Source organism: Pseudomonas sp. Sample_20, assembly GCF_004307585.1.
Classification (GTDB): domain Bacteria; phylum Pseudomonadota; class Gammaproteobacteria; order Pseudomonadales; family Pseudomonadaceae; genus Aquipseudomonas; species Aquipseudomonas atacamensis.
Window position 1 is genome coordinate 1 of the sequence record NZ_RCOA01000003.1, and the last position, 24,149, is coordinate 24,149.

At 59.1% G+C, this 24,149-nt stretch carries 22 protein-coding genes; 9 read left to right on the forward strand and 13 right to left on the reverse strand.

Annotated features, from left to right (window positions below):
- On the forward strand, positions 1-1,124 hold a 1,124-nt coding region (locus D8U70_RS00240; protein ID WP_130928072.1), incomplete at its 5' end, for an AGE family epimerase/isomerase.
- Positions 1,125-1,284: 160 nt separating this feature from the next.
- On the opposite strand, the gene D8U70_RS00245 is transcribed toward D8U70_RS00240, so the two are convergent.
- The 9 genes from D8U70_RS00245 to D8U70_RS00290 form a co-directional block, all read right to left on the reverse strand.
- Positions 1,285-2,190: a cation diffusion facilitator family transporter gene (locus tag D8U70_RS00245; RefSeq protein WP_122707753.1), complete on the reverse strand. Its 906-nt coding sequence runs from the start codon at positions 2,188-2,190 to the stop codon at positions 1,285-1,287.
- Between the two features lie 178 nt (positions 2,191-2,368).
- On the reverse strand, positions 2,369-3,133 hold the full coding sequence (locus D8U70_RS00255; protein ID WP_122748055.1) for an SDR family oxidoreductase: 765 nt from the start codon (positions 3,131-3,133) through the stop codon (positions 2,369-2,371).
- Between the two features lie 744 nt (positions 3,134-3,877).
- Positions 3,878-4,594, reverse strand: coding sequence for an ABC transporter ATP-binding protein (locus D8U70_RS00260; protein ID WP_016771915.1), 717 nt, complete (start codon positions 4,592-4,594; stop codon positions 3,878-3,880).
- Positions 4,591-5,463 (reverse strand): ATP-binding cassette domain-containing protein, encoded by an 873-nt coding sequence (locus D8U70_RS00265; RefSeq protein WP_016771916.1) that lies wholly within the window; start codon positions 5,461-5,463, stop codon positions 4,591-4,593. The genes D8U70_RS00260 and D8U70_RS00265 overlap by 4 nt, the downstream gene beginning before the upstream one ends.
- On the reverse strand, positions 5,460-6,761 hold the full coding sequence (livM, locus tag D8U70_RS00270) for a high-affinity branched-chain amino acid ABC transporter permease LivM (protein ID WP_016771917.1): 1,302 nt from the start codon (positions 6,759-6,761) through the stop codon (positions 5,460-5,462). Before livM ends, D8U70_RS00265 begins: the two co-directional genes overlap by 4 nt.
- A 3-nt stretch (positions 6,762-6,764) precedes the next feature.
- On the reverse strand, positions 6,765-7,679 hold the full coding sequence (locus D8U70_RS00275) for a branched-chain amino acid ABC transporter permease (protein ID WP_016771918.1): 915 nt from the start codon (positions 7,677-7,679) through the stop codon (positions 6,765-6,767).
- Positions 7,680-7,920: 241 nt separating this feature from the next.
- Positions 7,921-9,054 (reverse strand): ABC transporter substrate-binding protein, encoded by a 1,134-nt coding sequence (locus D8U70_RS00280; protein ID WP_016771919.1) that lies wholly within the window; start codon positions 9,052-9,054, stop codon positions 7,921-7,923.
- A gap of 367 nt (positions 9,055-9,421) precedes the next feature.
- Positions 9,422-10,705, reverse strand: coding sequence for an FAD-binding oxidoreductase (locus D8U70_RS00285; protein WP_130928073.1), 1,284 nt, complete (start codon positions 10,703-10,705; stop codon positions 9,422-9,424).
- A gap of 197 nt (positions 10,706-10,902) precedes the next feature.
- Positions 10,903-12,393 carry an aldehyde dehydrogenase family protein gene (locus D8U70_RS00290; RefSeq protein ID WP_024011383.1) on the reverse strand — a complete coding sequence of 497 codons (1,491 nt, stop codon included), beginning with the start codon at positions 12,391-12,393 and terminating at the stop codon, positions 10,903-10,905.
- A gap of 164 nt (positions 12,394-12,557) precedes the next feature.
- On the opposite strand from D8U70_RS00290, the gene D8U70_RS00295 reads away from it, so the two are divergent.
- Positions 12,558-13,454 (forward strand): LysR family transcriptional regulator, encoded by an 897-nt coding sequence (locus D8U70_RS00295; RefSeq protein ID WP_073471709.1) that lies wholly within the window; start codon positions 12,558-12,560, stop codon positions 13,452-13,454.
- Positions 13,455-13,564: 110 nt separating this feature from the next.
- Here the strand turns inward: D8U70_RS00295 and D8U70_RS00300 are convergent, their stop codons facing one another.
- Positions 13,565-14,413, reverse strand: a complete 849-nt coding sequence (locus D8U70_RS00300; protein WP_241664626.1) for a helix-turn-helix transcriptional regulator — start codon at positions 14,411-14,413, stop codon at positions 13,565-13,567.
- A gap of 138 nt (positions 14,414-14,551) precedes the next feature.
- Here D8U70_RS00300 and D8U70_RS00305 point away from each other — a divergent pair, with 138 nt between their 5' ends.
- The 5 genes from D8U70_RS00305 (at position 14,552) to nadE (ending at position 18,766) form a co-directional block, all read left to right on the forward strand.
- On the forward strand, positions 14,552-15,958 hold the full coding sequence (locus D8U70_RS00305; RefSeq protein WP_130928074.1) for an alanine/glycine:cation symporter family protein: 1,407 nt from the start codon (positions 14,552-14,554) through the stop codon (positions 15,956-15,958).
- Between the two features lie 186 nt (positions 15,959-16,144).
- Positions 16,145-16,414 (forward strand): hypothetical protein, encoded by a 270-nt coding sequence (locus D8U70_RS00310; RefSeq protein ID WP_065615510.1) that lies wholly within the window; start codon positions 16,145-16,147, stop codon positions 16,412-16,414.
- Positions 16,407-16,661, forward strand: a complete 255-nt coding sequence (locus tag D8U70_RS00315; RefSeq protein WP_065615509.1) for a hypothetical protein — start codon at positions 16,407-16,409, stop codon at positions 16,659-16,661. The genes D8U70_RS00310 and D8U70_RS00315 overlap by 8 nt, the downstream gene beginning before the upstream one ends.
- 49 nt (positions 16,662-16,710) lie before the next feature.
- Positions 16,711-17,934: a nicotinate phosphoribosyltransferase gene (gene pncB / locus D8U70_RS00320; RefSeq protein ID WP_024011382.1), complete on the forward strand. Its 1,224-nt coding sequence runs from the start codon at positions 16,711-16,713 to the stop codon at positions 17,932-17,934.
- 4 nt (positions 17,935-17,938) lie between these two features.
- On the forward strand, positions 17,939-18,766 hold the full coding sequence (nadE, locus tag D8U70_RS00325) for an ammonia-dependent NAD(+) synthetase (RefSeq protein ID WP_071174248.1): 828 nt from the start codon (positions 17,939-17,941) through the stop codon (positions 18,764-18,766).
- Positions 18,767-18,882: 116 nt separating this feature from the next.
- Here nadE and azu read toward each other — a convergent pair whose 3' ends face one another.
- Positions 18,883-19,326, reverse strand: coding sequence for an azurin (azu, locus tag D8U70_RS00330; protein ID WP_016771925.1), 444 nt, complete (start codon positions 19,324-19,326; stop codon positions 18,883-18,885).
- A 342-nt stretch (positions 19,327-19,668) separates the two neighbouring features.
- Here azu and D8U70_RS00335 point away from each other — a divergent pair, with 342 nt between their 5' ends.
- Together D8U70_RS00335 and D8U70_RS00340 are read left to right on the forward strand one after the other, a co-directional pair.
- On the forward strand, positions 19,669-20,256 hold the full coding sequence (locus D8U70_RS00335) for a TIGR00730 family Rossman fold protein (protein WP_024011379.1): 588 nt from the start codon (positions 19,669-19,671) through the stop codon (positions 20,254-20,256).
- Between the two features lie 68 nt (positions 20,257-20,324).
- Positions 20,325-20,513 (forward strand): hypothetical protein, encoded by a 189-nt coding sequence (locus D8U70_RS00340; RefSeq protein ID WP_016771927.1) that lies wholly within the window; start codon positions 20,325-20,327, stop codon positions 20,511-20,513.
- A 208-nt stretch (positions 20,514-20,721) separates the two neighbouring features.
- Here D8U70_RS00340 and D8U70_RS00345 read toward each other — a convergent pair whose 3' ends face one another.
- Both D8U70_RS00345 and D8U70_RS00350 read right to left on the reverse strand, forming a co-directional pair.
- Positions 20,722-21,612, reverse strand: coding sequence for a transglutaminase family protein (locus tag D8U70_RS00345; protein ID WP_056787573.1), 891 nt, complete (start codon positions 21,610-21,612; stop codon positions 20,722-20,724).
- Positions 21,612-24,098 (reverse strand): circularly permuted type 2 ATP-grasp protein, encoded by a 2,487-nt coding sequence (locus D8U70_RS00350; protein WP_130928075.1) that lies wholly within the window; start codon positions 24,096-24,098, stop codon positions 21,612-21,614. Before D8U70_RS00350 ends, D8U70_RS00345 begins: the two co-directional genes overlap by 1 nt.
- Between the last annotated feature and the right edge of the window lie 51 nt (positions 24,099-24,149).

The following is a 24,149-nucleotide window of genomic DNA, read 5'->3' on the forward strand; positions in this document are numbered from 1 at the left end:
CTTCCCGCTCCACCGCCCTGCCCGAATTGACCGCCCTGTTTGGCCAAGTGCAGCAGCACTTCCTCGACGTGATCGTGCCGCTGTGGCAAGGCCCGGGCTGGAACGCCGACATGGCGTTGCCCTATGAGGCGCTGGACGCTACACACCAACCGTTGCCAGTGCAGCGCTATCGGGCGATGGCCTGCGCACGGCAGCTGTATCTGTTCTCCAGCCTGATCGGGGTTGTGGATAACGCCGAAGTCCGCGCCGCCGCGCTGTTCCGTTCCCTGCAACGGCACTTCCATGATGCCGAGCATGGCGGCTGGTTCTACAGCATCGACGCACAGGGCAAGCCGCTGGACCAGCGCAAGGATCTCTACACCCACGCCTTCATCCTCTTTGCCTGCGCGCATTACTGGGACAAGTCGCGGGATTCGCTGGCCGAGTCGACATTGAACGCCGCGCTGGAAATCATCGGCCGCCGATTCGCCACCGGCGACGGTTTGTACGAAGCCTGCCTTGAGCGTGATTGGCTCACCCTGCAAACCGGGCCACTGCAAAATCCGCTGATGCATCTGGCCGAAGCTTTTCTGGCGACCCTCGCCGTTCGTGAAGACTCGCAGACGCACAACGCCCTGCTTGAGTTATGCACAGCCATGCACAAGCAATTCGTCGATCCGCAATATGGCGTGTTGATGGAGAAGCCGCTGGGCGCTGTGGATAACTGGTACGAGCCGGGGCACCAGTTCGAATGGTATTTCCTGCTCGAATCGTCGGCGCTGTTGCGCGATTCGAAACTGCACCGGGCGCTGGATCGGGCATTTGCCTTTACCGAGCAGTACGGCGTGCTGGAGTCCTGCGGCGCGGTGCGGGCGATGCTCGATCTGGATGGCAATGGACGGCCGAGGGATTCGACCCAGCGCATCTGGGCTCAGGCCGAATACCTGCGCGCGCTGACCTTGCGGGCGGACAGCGAAGCGGTAGTGCTGCGCCAGTTGCAGGCGTTGCAGCAGCGGTTTCTGCATGCCGGCGGCTGGCATGAGTGTCGGGATGAAAATGGGGAGGTCAGCCGCAAGGACATGCCTTCGACTACGCCTTATCATTTGGCGACTTGTTATAGCGGACTGGCTGAATATCTTCGCTGACTCGTGCAAAGCAGGATTTGGGGCTAGAGGATTACTGTGGCGAGGGGATTTATCCCCGTTGGGGCGCGTAGCGGCCCTGAAAAGAGCGGGGCCGCTGCGCGCGCCAGCGGGGATAAATCCCCTCGCCACAACTGTGTTCTCAGCAGACATCCGGATCAGATCAGGCAATCCACTTTTTGTCTCCGGTGAAGCTGATCGTCAGCCACCTTGCCGCATCCGGTTCACCCAACTGAGCCGATATCTGCTCACGTAGCGCGTCCAGTTGCGTGACATTGCGCAGCGGATAATCCGCCGGCAACACCACATGAATTTCGATGAACCGCGCCCGACCGTGCTTTTGCACGTAGGACACGTAATCGTCGAAACCATGCTCGACCTTCGCCACCTCCATGACCTGCCTGACCTGCTCATCCAGCGTGTCCGGGGCGATTCCCAGCACATCACGCAACGCCGGGCCGAGGATCTTCAACGCCGGGGGCAGCATGGTCAGCGCGAGTACGATGAGGATCAGCGGGTCGACATACACCGCCCACTCGCCATAGCCCTGGGACTTGAGCAGCAGCGCGGCGAGGAAACTGATCAACAACCCCACCGAAAGCATCGCGTCGACCAGCCAACTGATGTTGTCGAACTGGATGAGGCTGGATTTGAGCGTGCGATTACGCCGGCGCACGTAAAAGAAGTAGGCGAACTCGACGACGGTAAACACCGCCGCATAGACGATCACCAGACCCAACTCGATATCACGACCACCATTGATGATGCCGAACACGCCGTTGAGAAAGGCGTAGATGGCGATCAACAGCAGGAAGCTGCCCTCGATCAGCAACACCATCGGTTCCAGATGCCAGAAGCCGAACTGGAAACGCTGATTGCTTTGCTTGGCGATCAGCCGGGCGGTGATCAGCATCAGGATTTTGATGAATGTCGCGATCAGCGAAAAAAAGCCATCGAACAGGATGGATTGCGAACCTGAAACAAAACCGGTGACGATCCCGGCAATCGACACCGCCAGCATCAGCAGCGTCGACTGTTTGAGCAGTGCCTGCTCACCTCGGTTACTCACTTGAACTCCTCATGAAACCTTGAGCGCCGCGGGGTGCGGCCTGATGGTTGAGTGAGGAGTTTAGCTTATCGTCCTGTTTTGCCTGTGCCGACCCTTTCGCGAGCAGGCTCGCTCCCACAGGGAAAAATGCATGTCCAATGTGGGAGCGAGCCTGCTCGCGAATGGCCTCAACGCGGTATCAAGCCTTGTTACGCTCGATGGCAAACCCGGCCCAGGTCTGGCTCACCGGCATCAGCTCCAGGCTATTGATGTTGATATGCGCCGGGGTGTTCATGACCCAGAAGATCGTCTCGGCGATGTCCTGCGGCTGGATCGGCTCGGCGCCAGCGTAAGTGGCGTTGTAGCGTTCCTGGTCACCGGCAAAACGTACCAGCGAGAACTCGCTTTCGCACAGGCCGGGCTCGATATTGCTGACCCGCACGCCAGTGCCTTGCAAGTCGCAACGCAGGTTCAGCGAGAACTGTTTGACGAAGGCTTTGGTCGCGCCGTACACGTGGCTGCCCGGGTACGGATAGTTGCCGGCGATGGAACCGAGGTTGACGATACCGGCACCACGGCCGTGGGCGATCAGCCGAGGCAGCAGCAGGCGGGTGGCGTACATCAGGCCTTTGACGTTGGTGTCGACCATGGTGTCCCAGTCATCCAGATCGCATTTCGGCGCCGGGTCGACGCCGAGCGCCAGGCCGGCGTTGTTGATCAAGCCACGGAGTTTGGCAAACGACGGCGGCAGGTTGGCGATTGCCTCCTCCATCGCCTTGCGATCGCGCACATCGAGGACCAGACCATGCACTTCGGTCTGCTTCGACAGTTCGGCGCACAGGGCATTGAGACGTTCTTCACGACGGCCGGTCAGAACCAGCTTCCAGCCAGCCTCGGCAAAACGACGGGCACAGGCTTCACCAAAACCGGACGTCGCGCCGGTGATAAACAGGGTGTCGGACATCGTGTTCTCCTTGCTTCGGCCGCTACGGCAGCCCTTGGAATAGAAAATCAGCAGGCAGCATGCCCGCCCTCGCGGATACGGGCAACACTTGCCAGCTGTACAAAAATCAACCAGACCCGCCAAGGCCACAGCCAGCGTGGCCTGTAGCCATGTGCACGCATGTTATCCACAGTCTGCTCCACAGTTTCCGGGGGCAAGTGCAAACGCGCAAAGCCGCGCCACACAAGGCTTTGCGGGCGAAATGGAAAGTTTTTTGCTTGACCGTGAGGCGGGGGATGTGCGGCACAGGGCATTTTGCACGACGGACGGCGCAACCGGGTGATTGCGCGAGGCCAGCAATTACGGCGCTCCGCGAGGTCTTTCCAGAGTTTAGTCACAGACTTATCCACAGGCTTTTACACACGACAGTACCCGACCCGGATGCACTATAAAAAGGTTGACAATGGCGCCTCACGCCTGCTTGAAACTGACTGATCAAAAAACAACCACAAGCCTGGAGGCCACGGATTACAAGGCCTTCAACCATATACACCCACGTTATTCACAGCCAGTTCCACAGTAACCGGGGACAAGTCAAAACTGTGGAAAAACAGCCATTTGCAGCGTCTATATGTCGCGCTTTGGCAGCTTGGGGAATTTGTTTTCCACAATTTTGGGAATTACTAATTTACCTGTGGTGGATTCCAAAAAATAAAAAAGCCCCGGGACTCTCGTCGCCGGGGCTGTGTACAACCGCGAGAAGAATCAGTGCCCGCCCAGATAGGCGTTACGCACCTCCTCATTCACCAACAACTCTTTACCGGTGCCGGTCAGACGGATTTCGCCGTTGACCATCACATACGCCCGGTCCGACAGCTTCAGCGCATGGTTGGCGTTCTGCTCGACGAGGAAAATCGTCATCCCGGTTTTTGCCAACTCACGCAGCGTGGCGAAGATCTGCTTTACCACGATCGGTGCCAGACCCAGGCTCGGTTCATCGAGCAGCAACAGCTTCGGCCGGCTCATCAGCGCTCGGGCGATGGCGAGCATCTGCTGTTCACCGCCAGACATGGTCATCGCCCGTTGATTGCGCCGCTCTTCAAGCCGTGGAAACAGCTCGAACATGCGCTGCATGTCCTCTTTGGCGTACTTGTCGCCAATCGGGATGGTGCCCATCAGCAGGTTTTCCTCGACGGTCATGTCGGGGAACACCCGCCGCCCTTCCGGCGACTGCGCGATGCCATTGGAGGCGATGTAGTGCGAGGACTTCTGCGTGATGTCGACGCCCTGATAGAGAATCTGCCCGCCCGCCGCTCTCGGCTGGCCGAAGATCGACATCAGCAAGGTCGACTTGCCGGCACCGTTGGAGCCGATCAGGCTGACGGTTTCGCCTTCGTTGATCTGCAGGGAAACGCCTTTGAGCGCCTGGATCGGGCCGTAGAAGACGTCCAGATTACGCAGTTCGAGGATCGGTTGACTCATACCAGCTCCTCTTCGTCGGCGCCCAGATAGGCCGCGATCACTTTCGGATCGTTGCGGATCGCTTCCGGCCCGCCTTCGGCGATGACGATGCCGTGGTCGAGAACCACGATGTGATCGGAAATGCTCATGACCATGCCCATGTCGTGTTCGATCAGCACCACGGTCAGATCGTGCTCGTCGCGCAGCAGCCGGATCATCGCGCTGAGCGCTTCGGTTTCCTGAGGGTTGAGGCCGGCGGCCGGTTCGTCGAGACAGATGATCTGCGGCCGCGTGCACATGGCCCGGGCAATTTCCAGACGGCGTTGTTGGCCGTACGAGAGTTCACCGGCGAGACGGTTGGCGCAGTCGACCAGATCGACCACTTCGAGCCAGTAGAACGCGACATCCAGCGCATCGCTCTCGGCCTTGCGATAGCCCTTGGTATTGAGGATGCCGGCGAGCATGTTGCGGTTGACCCACATGTGCTGCGCCACCAGCAGGTTTTCCAGCACCGACATTTCCTTGAACAGGCGAATGTTCTGGAACGTACGGGCAAGACCTGCACGGTTCACCAGGTGAGTACCGCCGAACATCTTGTAGTACATGCGGCTGAGGAAGGATTTCGGCGAGACGAAATCGGTCGGTTTGAACGACTCGCCCAGCAACTGGATGACGTTGGTCTGCTGGCCGCGCACGTTGAGTTCGATCTTGCCGCCCGTGGCCTTGTAGAAACCGGTCAGGCAGTTGAACACCGTGGTCTTGCCGGCACCATTGGGTCCGATCAGGGCGAAGATCGAATTTCGTTTGACCTTCAGGCTGACATCGCTCAACGCCTTGATGCCACCGAAATGCATCATCAGTTTTTCAACAGAGAGTACGACTTCACTCATGGCGCAGTCCTCTCGTAGTGAATGGCACCTTTGCGTGGTTTGACCCCGGTGCGGCTGATGCGGATCAGCCCGCGTGGTCGCCAGATCATCATCAACACCATCAGGATGCCGAACAGCAGCACGCGGTATTCAGCGAAGCCGCGCAGCAGTTCCGGAGCGACGGTGAGCACAAACGCGGCGATGACTACGCCAATGGTCGAGCCCATGCCGCCGAGCACGACGATGGCGAGGATCAGCGCCGATTCGAAGAAGGTAAACGAGGTCGGGTTGACGAAGCCTTGATAGGTGGCGAAGAACACCCCGGCCAGACCCGCCGTCGACGCACCGATGGTGAACGCCGAGAGCTTGACCAGCACATGGTTGAGACCCATCGAGCGGCAGGCGATTTCATCTTCACGCAGCGCTTCCCACGCGCGACCGACCGGCATCTTCACCAGCCGATGCTTGACGTACAGCACCGCCAGCACCACCAGGAACAGCACTGCGTAGATGAAGTAATACTTCACGTCGGGGTTGTAGGTCAGACCGAAGAACTCATGGAACGGTACTCCGCCATCCTTCGCCCGCTTGCCGAACTCCAGGCCGAAGAACGTCGGCAGTGGCGCCGGCATGCCGTTCGGGCCGCCGGTCAGGGACAGCCAGTTGTTCAGCACCAGACGAATGATTTCGCCGAAGCCCAGGGTCACGATCGCCAGATAGTCACCGTGCAGACGCAACACCGGGAAACCGAGAATGCAGCCCGCCAGGCCTGCGGTGATTGCCGCCAGCGGCAGCACCGTCCAGAAACCCAGACCCAGATATTGATAACCCAAAGCCAGACCGTAGGCGCCGATGGCGTAGAACGCCACGTAACCAAGATCGAGCAGCCCGGCCAGACCGACCACAATGTTCAGCCCCAGCCCCAGCAACACGTAGATCAAACCGAGGATGACCACGCCGAGCAAATAGGAGTTGGAAACAAACGGCACGATGATCGCCAGCACAATGATCAGCGGGATGATCCAGCGCAGCCGCGATTTGTAGTCCGCCGGCAGCACGTGCACACCGGAACCGCTGCTCTCGAACCCGTCGAGGATCTTCAGGCCCTTGGGCGTTTGCAGGAACAGGCTGAGGGCAAAGCGACCGGCCATGACGATGGCAATGATCCACGCCACGCGGGTCGCTTCGAGGTTGAAGCTGTAGCCGTCGAGGACCACGCCGACAATCGGCCCGAACACGATCAGCGCAATCAGGCCGGCAAGAATCGCTTCGACCAGGCTTTTTTTGATATCGATGGATTTTTCAGTGGTTGCAGACATCGCTTACACCTTCGACACAAGAGGACGGCCCAACAGGCCCTGCGGCCGGAAGACCAGTACGAGGACGAGCAGCGAGAAACTGAACACGTCTTTGTAGTCGGAGTTGACCAGACCGGAGAACAGCGACTCGGAGATGCCGAGGATGATCCCGCCGAGCATCGCGCCGGGCAGTGAACCGATGCCGCCCAGAACCGCTGCGGTGAACGCCTTGATGCCGATGATGAAGCCGGCATAGAAGTCGAACGTGCCGTAGTTCATGGTGATCAGCACACCGGCCAGTGCGGCCATGGCTGCACCGATGATGAACACATAGGAAATCACCCGGTCGGTGTTGATCCCCAGGATCGAGGCCATCTTGCGGTCTTGCTGGGTCGCACGGCACATGCGGCCGAGCTTGGTGTATTTGATGACGTAGGTCAGCAGCCCCATGCCGACGAATGCGGCGATCAGGATGAAGACTTTGGTGTAGGTCAGTTGTACGAAGCCGGTGCCGACTTCAACACGCCAGGCACCGGTCAGCAGCGTAGGCACGCCCTGTTGTTTGGCACCCTGAGCGATCTGTGCGTAGTTCTGCAGAATCAGCGAAATACCGATAGCGCTGATCAGCGGCGCCAGGCGGGTCGAGTTACGCAGGGGTTTGTAGGCAACACGCTCGATGACCCAGCCATACACCGCCGTGACGACGATGGTGAAGATCAGCGTGCCGAGCATCAGCAGCGGGAAGGATTCGATACCGAAGTAAGCCAGCAGAGCCAGACTGATTGCCGCCAGGTAAGCGGAAATCATGTAAACCTCGCCGTGGGCGAAGTTGATCATGCCGATGATGCCGTAGACCATTGTGTAGCCGATGGCGATCAGGCCATAGACCGACCCGAGGGTCAGGCCATTGACCAGTTGCTGCAGGAAAATACCATCCATAACGCAATCTCACGCAGTGAGAACCTGCGCGCCATCGGCGCGCGGTTCTTCTAGGAAAAATACAGATGTACGTCGGAGCAATGTCGGAGCGTGATCAGCCCGATCGCCACTGAATCCTGTGGGAGCTGGCTTGCCAGCGATAGCGGTGGATCAGCCAACTTGTGTGTCGATTGAGCTGACGCCATCGCGGGCAAGCCCGCTCCCACAGGGTTTCAAGTGAGCCGAGTGATCGCTTCAGCCCTTACTTCTGCTTTTCCAGCTGGTGGTATTTGCCGTCCTTGTCCCACTGGTAAACCACGTAGTCGGAGACTTTCAGGTCGCCCTTGGAGTCCCAGGTTTTTTCGCCCATCACGGTTTTCACCGGATTTTTCTTCAGCCAGGCCGCAGCCTCTTCACCCTTGTTGGACTTGGCGCCGTTGAACGCTGCCGCCAGAGTCTGAACCGAGGCGTAGGCGTACAGGGTGTAGCCTTCAGGCTCGGTGCCGGCCTTGCGGAACGCGTCCACTACGGTCTTGCTTTCAGGCAAAAGGCGCGGGTCGGCGCCGAAGGTCATCAGCACGCCGTCGGTGAATTGCGGGCCGCCAGCGGTGGTCACCAGCTCGTCGGTCACGATGCCGTCATCGGACATGAACTTGACGTCTTTCAGACCTTGTTCGCGCAGCTGGCGAACCAGTGGACCGGCTTCCGGGTGCAGGCCGCCGAAGTAGACGACATCGGCGCCGGCGCCACGGATCTTGGTAACGATGGTGCTGAAGTCTTTCTCGCCGCGGGTCAGGCCTTCGTACAGCACAGGCTTGACGCCGCGTTTTTCCAGCTGAGCCTTGGTGGCGTCCGCCAGGCCTTGGCCGTAGGTGTCCTTGTCGTGCAGCACGACGACTTTCTTGCCCTTGAGCATGTCGACGATGTAGTCGCCGGCAACGATGCCTTGCTGGTCGTCACGTCCGCACATACGGAACATCGCGCTCAGGCCGCGTTCGGTCACTTGCGGGTTGGTCGAGCCCGGGGTGATCGCGATGATCCCGGCTTCGTCGTAGATTTCCGAGGCTGGAATGGTCGAGGAGGAGCAGAAGTGCCCGACCACGCCGGCGACTTTCTGGTTGGTGAGGTCCTTGGCGACCGTCACTGCCTGCTTCGGTTCGCAGGCGTCGTCGCCTTTGACCAGAACGATTTTTTCCCCGTTGACGCCACCCGCCGCGTTGACCGCATCGGCCGCCGCCTGTGCACCCTTCATGTACTGCTCGCCGAATGCCGCGTTGGCACCGGTCATGGGACCCGCTACACCGATCTTGATATCAGCTTGAGCAAACGCAGAAACACCCAGCGCAGTAGCGACTGCGAGGGCCAGAAAGCCTTTCTTGTAAAACGTCTGGGACATGAGGTGGTGCTCCAAGGTTTTTTTAGTTGGCACTGCGACTTCACTTCACTCAAAGCTCAGAGCAAGGCCCGTGCCATCGGTTTTTTATTCTTCAAAAAGTCGCTGCGTTGTTGTTATTTCGACTGTTTCGGTCCCATTTTCATTGGGCGTGCAACCGTCTAAACCGCGGAAGGTGAAACCATGTGTTTTTTCAGGCGCAACCCGCACGCGCCATCATTGCAACCGCAGCGGCAAACGACGTGCAACCAGCCTGTAACAGCCCGCGTCACCGAACTGCACACTGCTGGTGCGGGACTGCTACAACCCGCACCATTACAGGCTAGTCGCTGGATGCAAAAGCGCCGCTTGCGGCAACAAATTTCAACACTCAAATGACGATGCGCAGGCACTGGCCCGCGTGATACAGGGAAAACCCCGCCTCGTACAGGCAACTGCGCAAGCCCACACCGGCCAGGGGTTGCATCGGTGCGAAGGGAATCGGCAGTGCCTGCGGATTGCCGTTGCACAGGTAATCGGCAAAAGCTTTGCCGACCACCGTGCCGGTGGTGACGCCGCGACCGTTATAACCGGTGACGGCCACCAGTCCCGGCGCCGGTTCGAACAGGCGCATCAGGTGATCAGGGGTAAACGCAATGCGCCCGGTCCAGGTGCATTCCCACTCGACCGGCTTCAGATTGGGGAAGTAATGCTGCTGTACCCGATCAGCCCAGGCCTTGAGAAACCAGGTCGGTTTCTGGTTGCCATTGCCGAGGCTGCCGAGCAACAGGCGCCCGTCCTTGTCGCGGCGGATGCTGCTCAGCACCTGACGGGTGTCCCACGAGCCCTGCCCGCCGGGAAGAATTTCCTGCGCGGCGTCTTCGCTGAGCGGCACCGAGGCGACCTGGTAGTAATAACCGGGAAAGAAATTGCGCTTGAGTTCGGTCCAGTCGCCTTCGGTGTAAGCATTGGAGGCGATGACCACTTTTTCGGCGAGTACCGAACCCTGGGCGGTTTGCACCGACCAGTTCTGCCCGATGCGCTCGAGGCGAGCCACTGGCGAATGATCGAACATCTGCCCGCCGAGCCCGCGCACGGCATTGGCCAGCCCGGTGACATAGGCCATCGGATTGAGCGTCCCGGCGCGGCGATCAAGCAACGCGGCGGCGATTTTCTGCGTGCCGGTGGCTTGCTCGCAGGCCTTGCCGGTCAGCAGTTCGACCGGCGCGCCACGGCGCTTCCACTGCTGCTCGCGACTGCGCAGATCCGCCTCGCCCTTGGCGTTATGCGCCATGTGCAAAGTGCCTTCGCGGCGCAATTGGCAATCGATGGCGTATTTATCCACAAGGCTGAACACCAGCGCCGGCGCCGCACCGAGCATGCGGTTGAGCTGACTACCGACCGCCTCGCCGAACCCGGCTTCGATCTCGTCCGGAGGAATCCACATGCCGGCGTTGACCAGCCCGACATTGCGCCCGGAGCCACCGTGCCCTGCGCGATGCGCTTCCAGCACGCAGACGCTTTTACCTTTTTCCAACAGATGCAGCGCCGCTGACAACCCGGTGAACCCGGCGCCGATCACGCAGACATCGACCTTGACCTCGCCACTGAGCGCGGCGTTATCCGGGCGTTGTGGCGTGAGCGTTTCCCACAGACATTCTTCGCGTAACGGCATTGCCAGACTCCAACAGAAACCCAACAAACACACAAACCTGAGTGAGCCCCCTGTGGCGAGGGGATTTAGCGAAACGTCGCACCGCCCCGCTGGGTCGCGGAGCGGCCCCAAAATTTCAAAAGCGACGACTGCTTCGCAGCCGAACGGGGATAAATCCCCTCGCCACAGTGCTCACTCCTACAGACGATCTCCACCTTTCAGTCGAATGTAATGCCCTGCGCCAACGGCAATTCCAGCGAGTAGTTGACGGTGTTGGTCTGCCGGCGCATGTACGCGCGCCAGGCATCGGAGCCGGATTCACGGCCGCCGCCGGTCTCTTTCTCGCCCCCAAACGCGCCGCCGATTTCCGCGCCGCTCGGGCCGATGTTGACGTTGGCGATGCCGCAGTCGCTGCCGACCGCCGACATGAACCGCTCGGCCTCACGAACGTCGGTGGTGAAGATGCACGATGACAGGCCTTGCGGCACGGCGTTGTTCAGGCGCAGCGCTTCCTCGAAATCGCTGTAGCCGACCACGTAGAGAATCGGCGCGAAGGTTTCGCTGCAGACCACGTCGCTCTGCTCGGGCATTTCCACGATGGCCGGCGATACGTAGTAGGCGTTGGGGAATTGCTCTTCCAGTTGGCGCTTGCCGCCGAATACCCGGCCGCCTTCGCTCAGCGCCTGTTCCAGCGCATCCTGCATGTTTTCGAAGCTGTGCCTGTCGATCAGCGGGCCGACCAGATTGCCTTGCAGCGGATGGCCGATGCGTACTTTCGAATAGGCAGCCTTGAGGCGAGTGACGATTTCTTCCTTGACCGACTCATGGGCAATCAGACGGCGCAAAGTCGTGCAGCGTTGCCCGGCGGTGCCGACGGCGCTGAACAGAATCGCGCGCACTGCCATGTCCAGATCGGCGCTCGGGCCGAGGATCATCGCGTTGTTGCCGCCCAGCTCAAGAATGCTGCGGGCGAAACGCGCGGCGACTTTCGGCGCCACTTCGCGCCCCATCCGCGTGCTGCCGGTGGCGCTGATCAGCGCGACACGCGGGTCATCGACCAGCGCTTCGCCGGCATCGCGACCGCCGATCACCACCTGGCACAGGCTCGGTGGGGCATCGCTGAAATTCTTCACTACGCGATCAAACAGCGCCTGACAGGCCAGCGCGGTCAGCGGGGTTTTCTCTGATGGCTTCCACACCACCGGGTTGCCGCAGACCAGGGCCAGGGTGGTGTTCCACGCCCACACTGCGACCGGGAAGTTGAACGCGCTGATGACGCCGACCACGCCAAGCGGATGCCAGGTTTCACGCATATGGTGGCCCGGGCGCTCGGAGGCGATGGTCAGACCGTACAGCTGGCGCGACAGGCCAACGGCGAAGTCGCAGATGTCGATCATCTCCTGCACTTCACCCAGACCTTCCTGAGTGATCTTGCCGGCCTCCCACGACACCAGCTCGCCGAGGTCGGCCTTGTACTCGCGCAACACTTCGCCGAACTGGCGCACCAGCTCACCGCGACGCGGCGCCGGCACCTTGCGCCAGTGCTCGAATGCATGATCTGCGCGACTGATGTGTTGCTCGACTTCGGCAGCGCCTTCCCAGTTCACCGAGGCAATTTCGCTGCCGTCGATGGGCGAATGCACCGGCACTTTGCCGTTCTGGTACAGGGCCGGGTTGACTCCCAGACGATCAAGCAATGCAGCTACCATCGGTCTCTCCTCAAGCAAAAACAGAATGTGTGCGGCCATCTTTCGCATGGCCGGGCAGGTCTTTAGTTGTAGCCTCACTGCGGCGATGCAACAAACGACCTTTACGCCAGATATCATTCCGTTTATTCATGCTGCCTGGCGAAAGACAAGAAAAAGGACTGGCCATGCTGAACAAACGCCACTTGCCCTCGATCACCGCGCTGCAATGCTTCGAGGCCGTGACCCGGCACCTGAGTTTTACCCGCGCCGCCGAAGAGCTGAACCTGACCCAGAGTGCGGTGAGCAAACAGGTCGCACAGCTTGAAGAACTGTTGCAGCACTTGCTGTTCCGCCGCGTGCGTCGGCGCTTGCAGATGACGCCGGCCGGGGATTTGTATCTGGTCGAGGTCAGAAAAATCCTCAGCCAAGTGGAGATGTCGACCCATTACCTGCGTTCCTACGGCGGCGAGACCGAAGTCCTGCGCGTTTCCACCCCTTCGACCTTCGGCGCCCGTTGGCTGGTGCCGCGCCTGAAAGGCTGGCGCCTGCGCCATCCGTCGATTCATCTGGATCTGTGCAACGAACAGGAAGCCGATGATCTGTTGCAGGGGCGCAGCGATCTGGCCTTCTATTTCGGCCAGGCTTCGCGTCCGGGCACCGAATGCCTGAAGTTGTTCGGCGAACAACTGGTACCGGTCTGCGCCCCGGGCAGCCTGCCGGACGCGCCATTCACTGACCCGACGCAACTCACCGACCTGGTGCTGCTGCAAAATGCCTCGCGACCGCAAGCCTGGCACGACTGGTTCGACAGTCAGGGCTACCACACCGAACACAGCTACCACGGGCCGCGTTTCGAAACCTTTTACATGTGCATCCGCGCCGCCCAGGTCGGTTGTGGCGTGGCGCTGCTGCCGCGGTTTCTGGTGGAAGAGGAATTGGCCGAAGGCAAACTGGTCATACCCTGGCAGCATGCGATGCCCAGCAGCGATGCCTATTACCTGGCCTACCCGGAGCACGCGGCGGAAGTGCCGAAGGTGCGGGATTTTGTGAAATGGATGCTGGAGCAGATCGACAATCCCTGACAAAAACCCCTTGTCGGAACTGTCGAGTGCAAAGAGGCCGGGCTCTTTTGATCTTGAGAAACAACATCAAAAGAACCCGGCCTCGCTCCATCCGGAGTTGTTCATGACCGTCATCCAGCGATAACAAACAGGCCCTCTACAATCCGGGATTGGGCCAGGCGCGTACGCAGATCATCATCAATGGCGCAATCATCAGGCTTGTATAACCGAACGCGGCGATACGCGTCGATAGGATTGATTTCCTGTCCCAGATACTCCCATACGACCCTAGAGCATGCGGGAGCGCGATGATCCGCAGCGGAAACGCCCATCTTCAATCCATTGAGCCGCGTAATGCAGCTTTTAAAGCTTGGTATAAGTATTGTCTGGGTGATTTCGTTGGAGGTAAGCGATTCATAATCGATAAAAAACAAGCGATCCCGAAGGTGATAGGCAATACCCAGATATTGATACCGTTCAAAGTCCTCTGCAGCTTCAGAAACCTGCAATCGCTCGTTTCGCTCATATACGATTTCATCGCCTTCGGCCCGCACATGTACCAGCGAGCACAGAATGGAGCCGGGCTCAGTCATCGCGTGGTAGTACTCATAGTAATAACCGATATGCGCCTTTAACTCCGGTGAAGACTGGCGGCGTAGATGTTCGTGCATTATTTGTGAAGCGGCCATTCCCAATAAAGAGTGACCCTTGTCAGCCTTCAGGCCTATCCGGATCGTGAATTTTTCTGTAGGCAGAATGATTTCGCTCTCATCGACACCAAAAAAATCACAGATGCGCTTGAGATTAAAAGGTGTAGGGAAACTTTTCCCACATAGATATTTATTGAATTGCCCACGATTGATCCGAAGCTTCCTACAAACCTCCGCGACAGATCTGTAATGACTACATAGCAGCTTTAAATTAGCAGGAAAAAATTCACACATACCACAACCCAACACAGGCGAGAAAGGCGCAACCATAGCAGCAACTCGCATCACATTTAAGCAACTTGCGAAATTGCACCGAATCAAATATGGCGGGATATTACGACGCCTGAATGACTTCAGGCCTGAATACACCATTGATTTGCCAGCACTCTTAATAGCAAGGAGCTTTGAATGCTAGATGTCATCAACGATTTTCTTTCGAGCAGGGTATTAATACCTTTTGTTCTTGGGCTAGGGGGTTATTTCACGATTCGATCAGGATTTGTTCAACTGCGATACTTTCCCCATATGTTCGGCGTTTTATGCGGTAGCTGGCGCGCAGGCGGCCATCATTTGAGTTCGCTCCAGGCGCTGACGCTCAGCCTTGCCGGGCGCGTGGGTACCGGAAATATCGTCGGGGTCGGAATTGCGGTGAGTATGGGTGGGCCCGGCGCCGTGTTCTGGATGTGGATGACCGCACTTCTGGGTATGTCGAGCAGCTTCTTCGAATGTACGCTGGGCCAGCTCTATAAGCGCAGCGATGGCAACGGTCTCTATAGAGGCGGCCCGTCCTGGTACATTCAGCATGGCCTGAACCAGCGCTGGCTCGGGTTGATCGTAGCCATGCTGATGCTGGTGACATTCGGATTTGCCATCAATGGTCTCGAATCCCATGCGGTATCACACTCCCTGAAAGAAGCGTTTGATTTACCGCCCCTGTGGTCGGGACTGGCGCTTTCATTGATGCTGGGCATCGTATTCATCGGCGGTATAACGCGGATTGCCGCAGTAGCCGACCTACTGGTTCCTCTAAAGGTTCTTGCCTACATCGGCGTGACGGCGTACGTGCTGGTTCTTCAGTTTGAACAAGTACCGATAATGCTGATGACCATTATCAGAAGCGCCTTCGGTCTGGATCAGGCGTTCGGCGGTCTGCTCGGCAGCGCCATCATCATGGGCGTCAGACGCGGAGTATTCTCCAACGAAGCGGGGCTGGGCAGCGCCCCTAATGTCGCGTCAGTGGCGAAGGTCAGCCATCCAGTTGCGCAAGGTGTTGTTCAGGCATTGAGCGTTTTCATCGATACGTTCGTGGTCTGCACCTGCACCGCACTGATGATCTTGTTATCCGGCTTTTACACTCCGGGATTTGAAGGCGACGCAATTGCCCTGGCCCAAAACTCGCTGGCAGCGGTTGTCGGGGAGTGGGGAAGAATGTTCATAAGCATGGCGTTAGCGCTGTTCGTATTCACGGCAATGCTCTACAACTACTACCTTGGAGAAAACAGCTTGCGATTCATGTTTGGTGAACCTGCAAAAACGCTGATCATCTATCGACTCGTGGTTTTGATAATGGTGTTCTGGGGTGCCAGCGAAGATCTATCCACAGTTCTGGCTTTTGCCGATATCACCATGACCCTACTGGCGCTTGTAAACCTGATCGCGATGGCCCTCCTTTTCAAGATATGCCTGCGGGTCTTGCATGATTATGAAGTTCAACGTCGCAGTGGAATCAAGACACCCGTTTTTGATTCAAAACTTTTTCTCGATTTAGACCTCGATCCAATTGCATGGCCACCGGCGCCAACACATATCGAATAACGAAACTTAGCGCTCCGACTCTCCACTCGAGAGTCGGTGGGCAGCTCATCCAAGCCAACTCAGCGCAACAGCCTGATTAGTTGAAATAACTACCTTACACAAAATCAACATTCGCAAAGCTGCTACATCAAGAGCAATGAACTCTTCAATCACTTGCCCGCAGACCACCTTGACGGAGTTAATGGCATGAATCGTTTTTATCCGCTGAAAGCAAACGCAACCAACATTCCAACCTTCTTCATAGACTCATATGCCGCGCGCGATCAATTATTCGAAGACGCGTGTTTCAGAATCCGCGCCGCCACAAGTCTTCTGGAAGCTTTTACGTCCATCACTATCAAGGGCACCAACGACTCTGATTTTTACCGCCTCATACTTCCCGCCTATTTGTTGCTTCAGGACGGCGTAGATACGCTTGAACAGATTTCTTTCAAGGGAGATGGCCTTCATGCCTAAGATAGCAACCGATGAGATGATCAGGGCAGCGATGTTCAAGGCAGTGGAAACAAAGCTGATACCAAGGCACTCGTTACTCGCCGAGTATTTGAAAAGCTGGGAGTGCATCGAGCAAGTTCTTCACGCCGCGCTTGAGGTGCAACCGAAAATGAACAATTTTTGCGGCTTGAGATGTATGGGCTCCGAAGATCTATCACCTGAAAGCAAAAAAGCGCTGGCAATCCCCACCGCCGATATGCGCCACTAGCGCCATCGATATAGACCGCGCCAGGCGCGGCGCAACTGGAGACCCGTTTATGAGCGAGAGTGTGTTTGCCGATCGCATCGTGCAGAACCTGCTCGACACCGACTTCTACAAGCTGACGATGATGCAGGCGGTGCTGCACAACTACCCCAACGTCGAAGTCGAATGGGAGTTCCGTTGCCGCAATGCCGAGGATCTGCGTCCGTATCTGGCCGAGATCCGTCATCAGATCGAGCGTCTGGCCGAGCTGAGCCTGAGTGCCGATCAGTTGAGCTTCCTTGAGCGCATCAGCTTCCTGAAACCGGATTTTCTGCGCTTCCTTGGCCTGTTTCGCTTCAACCTGCGCTACCTGCACACCGGCATCGAGAATGGCGAGTTGTTTATCCGCCTGCGCGGACCCTGGCTGCACGTAATCCTCTACGAGGTGCCGCTGCTGGCGATCGTCAGCGAAGTGCGCAATCGCTATCGCTACCGGGAGACCTCGCTGGAGCAGGCACGCGAACAGCTGTATCGCAAGTTCGACTGGCTGACCGCCAATGCCTCGGCCGATGAGCTGTCGCAATTGCAGGTCGCCGATTTCGGCACGCGCCGGCGCTTTTCCTTTGGTGTGCAGGCAGAAGTGGTCAACGTGCTCAAGCACGACTTCCCGGGTCGTTTCGTCGGTACCAGTAACGTGCATCTGTCCCGCGAGCTGGACATGAAACCGCTGGGCACCATGGCCCATGAGTGGATCATGGCCCACCAGCAACTCGGCCCGCGTCTGATCGACAGCCAGATCGCCGCCCTCGATTGCTGGGTTCGCGAGTACCGTGGCCTGCTCGGCATTGCCCTCACCGATTGCATCACCACCGATGCGTTTCTTGGCGATTTCGATCTGTTCTTCGCCAAGCTCTTCGACGGCCTGCGCCACGATTCCGGGGACCCGGTGGCGTGGGGTGAGAAGTGCATCGCGCACTACCACAAGCTCGGCATCGACCCGATGAGCAAGACCCTGGTGTTCTCCGACAGTCTGACCCTGCCGAAATCGTTGGAGATTTTCCGCGCGCTGCACGGTCGCATCAATGTGAGCTTCGGCATCGGTACCAACCTCACCTGCGATATCCCGGGTGTCGAACCGATGAGCATCGTGCTTAAAATGACCGCCTGCAACGGCCAGCCGGTGGCGAAGATCTCCGACGAGCCTGGCAAGACCCATTGCAAAGATCCGAATTTCGTCGCCTATTTGCGACATGTGTTTCAGGTTCCTGCCGAATCCAGTCTATCTAGCAAGGAGTGAATTCATGCAAGCCGTACAGCGTGAGATTGCTGAGCAGCTCAAGGTGCAACCACCGTTCGCCGACGACCAGGCCCTGCAGGCCGAAATCGCCCGGCGCCTGACGTTCATTCAGGATTGTCTGGTCAATTCCGGGCTCAAGACCCTGGTGCTGGGCATCAGCGGCGGCGTCGACTCACTGACCGCCGGCCTGCTGGCCCAGCGCGCGGTACGTGAACTGCGCGAAAAAACCGGCGACGACCGCTACAAATTCATCGCCGTGCGCCTGCCCTACGAAACCCAGTTCGACGAGCACGACGCCAAGGCCTCGCTCGACTGCATCGCCCCTGACGAAATCCACACCGTGAACATCGGCCCGGCGGTCAAGGCGCTGGCAGCTCAGGTGTCGGCGTTCGAAGGCAAACCGGCGGCGTCGGTCGACTTCGTGCTGGGCAATACCAAGGCGCGTATGCGCATGGTGGCGCAGTACACGATTGCCGGGGTGGCGGGCGGCTTGGTGATTGGCACCGACCACGCGGCGGAAGCAGTGATGGGTTTCTTCACCAAATTCGGCGATGGCGCCTGCGACCTCGCCCCGCTCAGCGGCCTGGTGAAAAATCAGGTGCGCGCCATTGCCCGCAGTTTTGGCGCGCCGGAGTCATTGGTCGAGAAAGTGCCGACGGCTGACCTCGAAGACTTGTCACCGGGCAAGCCGGACGAAGCGGCGCACGGCGTGACCTATGCCGAGATCGATGCGTTTCTGCACGGGGAAACGGTGCGGGACGAGGCGGCGAAGATCATCGTCGATACGTACAACAAGACTCATCACAAGCGGGTCATGCCGTTTGCGCCTTGATTTTTCAACGGCATGAAAAAGCCCGCTGAGGAGCGATCCTCCGCGGGCTTTTTCTTTGGCCATCAGTGAAGCGGATGGCCTCTTCGCGAGCAGGCTCGCTCCCACATTGGCCCTGATTACTTGACGACGATGGTGCCTTTCATCATCGAGATGTGGCCAGGGAACGAGCAGAAGAAGCCGTAGCCACCGTCAGCTACCTTGGCCACATCGAAGGTCACCGAGTCGGTTTCCTTGGCGCCGATGATCTTGGTGTGGGCGATGATGCGCGCGTCGCCGTCCTTCAGGTAGTTCTTGTCGATACCGGCTGCCAGGCCGTCGGTAGCAATCGGCTGCATGTCAGCTTCTTTGCTGATCACCAGGTTATGGCCCATGACGTTCTTCGGCAGGCTGCCGGAGTGGGTCAGTTCGACGGTGAAGGTCTTGCAGCTCTTGTCGATCACGATTTCCTTGGTGTTGAAGGACATTTGATCGGTGGAATCAACGGTGGTTTTGCACTCGGCAGCCATCAATTGGCTGCTGGCCAGCGCCAGCAGGGATACCGCAACAACTTTGGAAAACATGGTGAATCTCCAAGGCAGGGTTAACAAAAACACTAGTGGTGGAAAGACTGCCTGAAATCATCGCAAGTTCATATGACTTGAGTCAAAAATTGTATACAACTTTCAGGCTATGACACTCATCGACACAATCTAACGGCCATTTCGTTGGGCCAGGCCTATGATCGGTCCACCTACTGAAACGGAGTGCCAGTCATGTTCTTTAACGGCCTGTTGTGCAGCTTGCTCGCCGCCTACGCTTGTGGCGCCAGCGGCACTTTTGAATCACCCGAACGCGAAGTCTAGTCCTTGGAGCGCAGCGTGCCAGCCGTTACCCTGTGCGACTGATCGACTCAGGAGTAACGCATGTCGCTGAAATCCGTTTGTGTGTTTTGCGGTGCCAACGCCGGTACCGTGCCGGCTTACACCGAAGCTGCCGTGGCCCTCGGCCGGGCATTGGCCGAGCGTAATCTGACGCTGGTCTACGGCGGTGGTGCCGTCGGTTTGATGGGCATTGTCGCTGATGCCGCGCTCGCCGCTGGCGGCGAAGTGATCGGCATCATTCCGCAAAGCCTGATGGACAAGGAGATCGGCCACAAAAGCCTGACGCGCCTGGAGGTGGTCGACGGCATGCATGCGCGCAAGGCGCGGATGGCTGAGCTAAGCGACGCGTTCATCGCCCTGCCCGGCGGCCTTGGCACGCTGGAAGAGCTGTTCGAAGTCTGGACCTGGGGCCAGCTCGGCTACCACGGCAAGCCTTTGGGGCTGCTGGAAGTGAACGGTTTCTACAGCAAACTCACGGCTTTTCTCGATCATATCGTCGGCGAAGGCTTCGTTCGCGCGCCACACCGTGACATGCTGCAAGTGAGCGAATCGCCAGATTCCCTGCTCGACGCCCTCGATCAGTGGCAGCCGACCGTCACGCCCAAGTGGGTCGACCAAAAACCCGGTTAACCCCCGGACACCGATACAGGGCAGAATACGCGCCGCTCAACCTCACCTTCGACCCCAGAGGATCGCCCATGGCCAAACCCAATTACTCCTTCGCCAAACGTCAACGAGACCTGGCAAAGGAACAGAAGAAAGAGGAAAAGCTTCAGCGCAAGAAGCAAACCGCTGAAGAAGCGGCACTGAACCCTGACGGTGAAGTGGCGACCGATGATGATGTTGATGCATCCGATGCACCGAAAGATCAGACGCCCGACGCCTGAGCCCCACCGGGTTTGATGATCGAATCAGACCCTGCGGATTTGTGACGGGGCTGGCAGTTCTGCTGCCGGCCCTCACAGCCCTGATTTCCCTGACACACCAAAATCCCTGTGGGAGCGAGCCTGCTCGCGAAAGCGGTGTATCAGTTACAAATCCATTGGCTGACCTGACGCTATCGCGAGCAGGCTCGCTCCCACATCTGAAAACTCATCAATTCTGAGGCATCACCGTAACCCGCACTTCCGGGTCGTGATTACCGCCACCGAGAATCACCCCCCGCAACGGCGACACATCGGAAAAATCCCTCCCCCACGCCAGCGTGATGTGTTCCAGCGCCGGCTGCACATTGTTGGTCGGATCGAAATCCACCCAGCCCGATACCGGACAGAACACCGATACCCACGCATGCGAGGCGTCGGCGCCGATCAGGCGTGGCTGCCCCGGCGGCGGCTGGGTGAGCAGGTAGCCGCTGACATAACGCGCCGCCAGACCGCGCGAGCGCACACAGGCCAGCATCAGATGAGCGAAGTCCTGACAGACGCCGCGTCGACGCTCCAGCACTTCCACCAGCGGCGTCGCCACCTGGGTGGCTTCGGCATCGAAGGTGAATTCGCTGAAGATCTTCTGCATCAGCGCCTGCACCCCGAGCAGCAACGGTCGCCCTGGCGGAAAACAGCTTTGCGAGAACTCGACGAAGCTGCGCTTCAAATGCACATAAGGCGACTGGAACCGGTAGCGACAGGCTTCGAGCAAGTCGGCGGACAGCGGCTGACTGCTGTAGGTCAGCGCATCGCGGGTCTGCTCCCACGCTGGCGACTGGTTGAAATCCAGCGCCGGCCGCGCCAGCACCTCGACCGTCAGCCGGGCGTTGACCTGCAATTGGTCATGGGGCCGTTCAAATGCCAGACGCGTCAACGGATTGCCAAACACGTCCAGTTCATCACGGCGCATGGTCGGCTCGGGACTGATCAACAACTGCTGCTCGGTGCAGCGCTGCCAGCTGCATTCGCGCGGCCACAAGTGCGCCAGTTGCTGCGCGAGGGAGACCGGGCTGTCGTAGTGATAACAGGTGTCGTGGAAGATCTGATATTGAGCGCTCATCACACGGACACCGTTCGCTGGCTGACATCATCGACATGGGCGAAATGGCGCAGGGCCAGACGATCCGATACCTGGCCGCTGGCTTCGGCGATGTCCTGCAACAGATCGGCCAGACCATCCAGCGCGGCACGTACGCTGGATTTGCCGAACAAAGGATTTTCCAGACAACCGAGATCAAACCGCGACAGGCGCTCGACCAGTTGCGGCAGCGCGGTTTCCCGAGGCGCGGCGAAATCGTCGTTCAGGCGTTTCAGCGTGCGGGTGACCAGTTTCAGCTGAAACAGCACCGCGTGGGGGTTCTGCTCATCCAGCAGCAGCAAATCCAGCACCGGAATCAGTTGCGCCACCGCCAGATAGCGCGAGCGATAGGTGATGCTGCTGTTACCCAACTCCAGCAACCACTCAAGCCCCGCCTGATCGAAAGCACCCGCACCGCGCAGAAATGCGGCGAGGCTGCTGCTGAGAAATTGCAGGCGTTCGATGCGCCGGCCGATCATCAGAAAACGCCAGCCTTCGTCACGGGTCATGTCATCCAGGGCAAACCCCGACAGCGCTGCCAGCGACATCACCAGACGATTGAGAAAATCCAGCAGTTCGCCGAAGTCCGGTTCATCGACTTCCAGCTCCAGCGCCTCGCGCTGCAATTCGACCAGCGCCTGCCAGTTTTCCCGGGACAGCTTGCCGCGCACTTGCGAGGCGGCCCATTGCAGGCGTTGCAAGTTGGAGCGCAGGCTGAACGACCAATCCTCGCCCAGCAACGCAGCGAGCAGGCGCTCCGGCAGTTCGCCCTCATCCGGCAACAGCGCCAGCCGCTCGCCGAGATCGACCGCTGCTTGCAGCGCCTGCGGATCATCGCCATCGACGTAACGCGTGAGCATGATGCGCAGCAGCCGCGCGCTGTCGTCACAGCGCTCGCAGTAGCGACCGAACCAGAACAGATTTTCCACCACCCGCGACGGCAGATATGGATCGCGGCGGACCAGATCGTGCACGCCGACATTGCGCTGCGCCTTCCACTGCTCGCCACTCGGCGCACGGTCGCTGAGCACCCAGGTGTCCTTGCTCGCCCCGCCGCGCTGCATCGACACCACCTCGGCATCGGCCTCGGCCGCCACTCGGGTCAGACCACCCGGCAATACGCGGTAGCCGTCGTGGCTGGCCACCGCATACATGCGCATACCGATCGCGCGGGGTTGCAGATGACCGTCTTCGGCTTGCCAGACCGGCGCCTGCGACAGTTGTGCGAGCTCTTGCGCGACGTAGGCATAAGGCCGTGCCTGCATACGCTGCGCCAGCTCGAGGCGCTGGCTTTCATTCAAGTCACGGCCGAAAACAGGCGCAAAACTCTGCGACGGGAACGCCGGTTTGATCAACAACTCCGGGAGTTTTTCCAGCGCCTGCGCCAGCACTGGCGCTTCACCGCACCACCAGGTGGCAATCGACGGCAGGATCAGTTCTTCGCCGAACAGGTATTGATTGATCTTCGGCAAAAACCCCAGCAGCCCCGGCGATTCCAGCACCCCGCTGCCTAGCGCATTGGCCACCAGCACCCGCCCCTGACGCACCGCCTCAAGCAGACCGGGGACGCCAAGCGCCGAGTCGGTACGCAGTTCCAGCGGGTCGCAGAAATCATCGTCGAGGCGGCGCATGATCGCGTGCACCCGGCGCAGGCCACTGAGGGTTTTCAAATACACCGTGGCATTGCGCACCGTCAGATCGCCGCCCTCGACCAGCGGATAACCTAGCTGACGGGCCAGATACAGGTGCTCGAAATAACTTTCATTGAACCGCCCCGGTGTCAGCAGCACCACCAGCGGTGCGTCATCGCCCTGCGGTGCCTGACGGGCCAAAGTTTCCTGCAAGGTGCGGAAGAAACCGGCCAGATGCTGAACCTTCAGATCACGGTACAAATCGGGAAAGGCGCGGGAAACGATGGTGCGGTTTTCCAGCGCATAGCCGGCCCCGGACGGCGCCTGCGTGCGATCGGCAGTGACCCACCAGCGACCATCCGGCGTGCGCGCCAGATCCACGGCATACAAATGCAGAAAGGCTGACTCGGGCGGGGCAATGCCCTGACAGGGCCAGAGAAAATTGTTGTGCCCGAATACCAGCTCGGCGGGCAGCAGGCCTTCACTGATCAACCTCTGCGGACCGTACAGATCCGCCAGCACTGCGTTGAGCAAGCGCGCACGCTGAGCGATGCCCGCGGACAATTGCTGCCATTCATCAGCCGCGATCACATGGGGCAGCAGATCCAGCTCCCACGGCCGGTCAGCGCCCTTGGGATCGGCATAGACGTTGTAGGTGACGCCGTTTTCCTGAATCTGCCGCGCCAGCAAGGCTTGGCGCTGCACCAGTTGCGCTGGACTGCTGCGCTGCAACTGATCGAACAGGCGCTGCCAATGCGCACGCACTGCGCCGCTGCCGTCGAGCAGTTCGTGATAGGTGCCCGCAGTCAGCGGGTAGCGGTCTAACAGGTCAGGCATGGAAAGCTCGGCAGACAGCAGGGAACGGTCAGACTAACGCAGGCACATGAC

Bases quoted from the DNA above. Each gene is read 5' to 3' on its own strand.
- D8U70_RS00255 (WP_122748055.1), bottom strand. From the start codon at position 3,133: ATGTCCGACACCCTGTTTATCACCGGCGCGACGTCCGGTTTTGGTGAA.
- D8U70_RS00260 (WP_016771915.1), bottom strand. From the start codon at position 4,594: ATGAGTCAACCGATCCTCGAACTGCGTAATCTGGACGTCTTCTACGGC.
- D8U70_RS00265 (WP_016771916.1), bottom strand. From the start codon at position 5,463: ATGAGTGAAGTCGTACTCTCTGTTGAAAAACTGATGATGCATTTCGGT.
- livM (WP_016771917.1), bottom strand. From the start codon at position 6,761: ATGTCTGCAACCACTGAAAAATCCATCGATATCAAAAAAAGCCTGGTC.
- D8U70_RS00275 (WP_016771918.1), bottom strand. From the start codon at position 7,679: ATGGATGGTATTTTCCTGCAGCAACTGGTCAATGGCCTGACCCTCGGG.
- D8U70_RS00280 (WP_016771919.1), bottom strand. From the start codon at position 9,054: ATGTCCCAGACGTTTTACAAGAAAGGCTTTCTGGCCCTCGCAGTCGCT.
- D8U70_RS00285 (WP_130928073.1), bottom strand. From the start codon at position 10,705: ATGCCGTTACGCGAAGAATGTCTGTGGGAAACGCTCACGCCACAACGC.
- D8U70_RS00290 (WP_024011383.1), bottom strand. From the start codon at position 12,393: ATGGTAGCTGCATTGCTTGATCGTCTGGGAGTCAACCCGGCCCTGTAC.
- D8U70_RS00295 (WP_073471709.1), top strand. From the start codon at position 12,558: ATGCTGAACAAACGCCACTTGCCCTCGATCACCGCGCTGCAATGCTTC.
- D8U70_RS00300 (WP_241664626.1), bottom strand. From the start codon at position 14,413: ATGGTTGCGCCTTTCTCGCCTGTGTTGGGTTGTGGTATGTGTGAATTT.
- D8U70_RS00305 (WP_130928074.1), top strand. From the start codon at position 14,552: ATGCTAGATGTCATCAACGATTTTCTTTCGAGCAGGGTATTAATACCT.
- D8U70_RS00310 (WP_065615510.1), top strand. From the start codon at position 16,145: ATGAATCGTTTTTATCCGCTGAAAGCAAACGCAACCAACATTCCAACC.
- D8U70_RS00315 (WP_065615509.1), top strand. From the start codon at position 16,407: ATGCCTAAGATAGCAACCGATGAGATGATCAGGGCAGCGATGTTCAAG.
- pncB (WP_024011382.1), top strand. From the start codon at position 16,711: ATGAGCGAGAGTGTGTTTGCCGATCGCATCGTGCAGAACCTGCTCGAC.
- nadE (WP_071174248.1), top strand. From the start codon at position 17,939: ATGCAAGCCGTACAGCGTGAGATTGCTGAGCAGCTCAAGGTGCAACCA.
- azu (WP_016771925.1), bottom strand. From the start codon at position 19,326: ATGTTTTCCAAAGTTGTTGCGGTATCCCTGCTGGCGCTGGCCAGCAGC.
- D8U70_RS00335 (WP_024011379.1), top strand. From the start codon at position 19,669: ATGTCGCTGAAATCCGTTTGTGTGTTTTGCGGTGCCAACGCCGGTACC.
- D8U70_RS00340 (WP_016771927.1), top strand. From the start codon at position 20,325: ATGGCCAAACCCAATTACTCCTTCGCCAAACGTCAACGAGACCTGGCA.
- D8U70_RS00345 (WP_056787573.1), bottom strand. From the start codon at position 21,612: ATGAGCGCTCAATATCAGATCTTCCACGACACCTGTTATCACTACGAC.
- D8U70_RS00350 (WP_130928075.1), bottom strand. From the start codon at position 24,098: ATGCCTGACCTGTTAGACCGCTACCCGCTGACTGCGGGCACCTATCAC.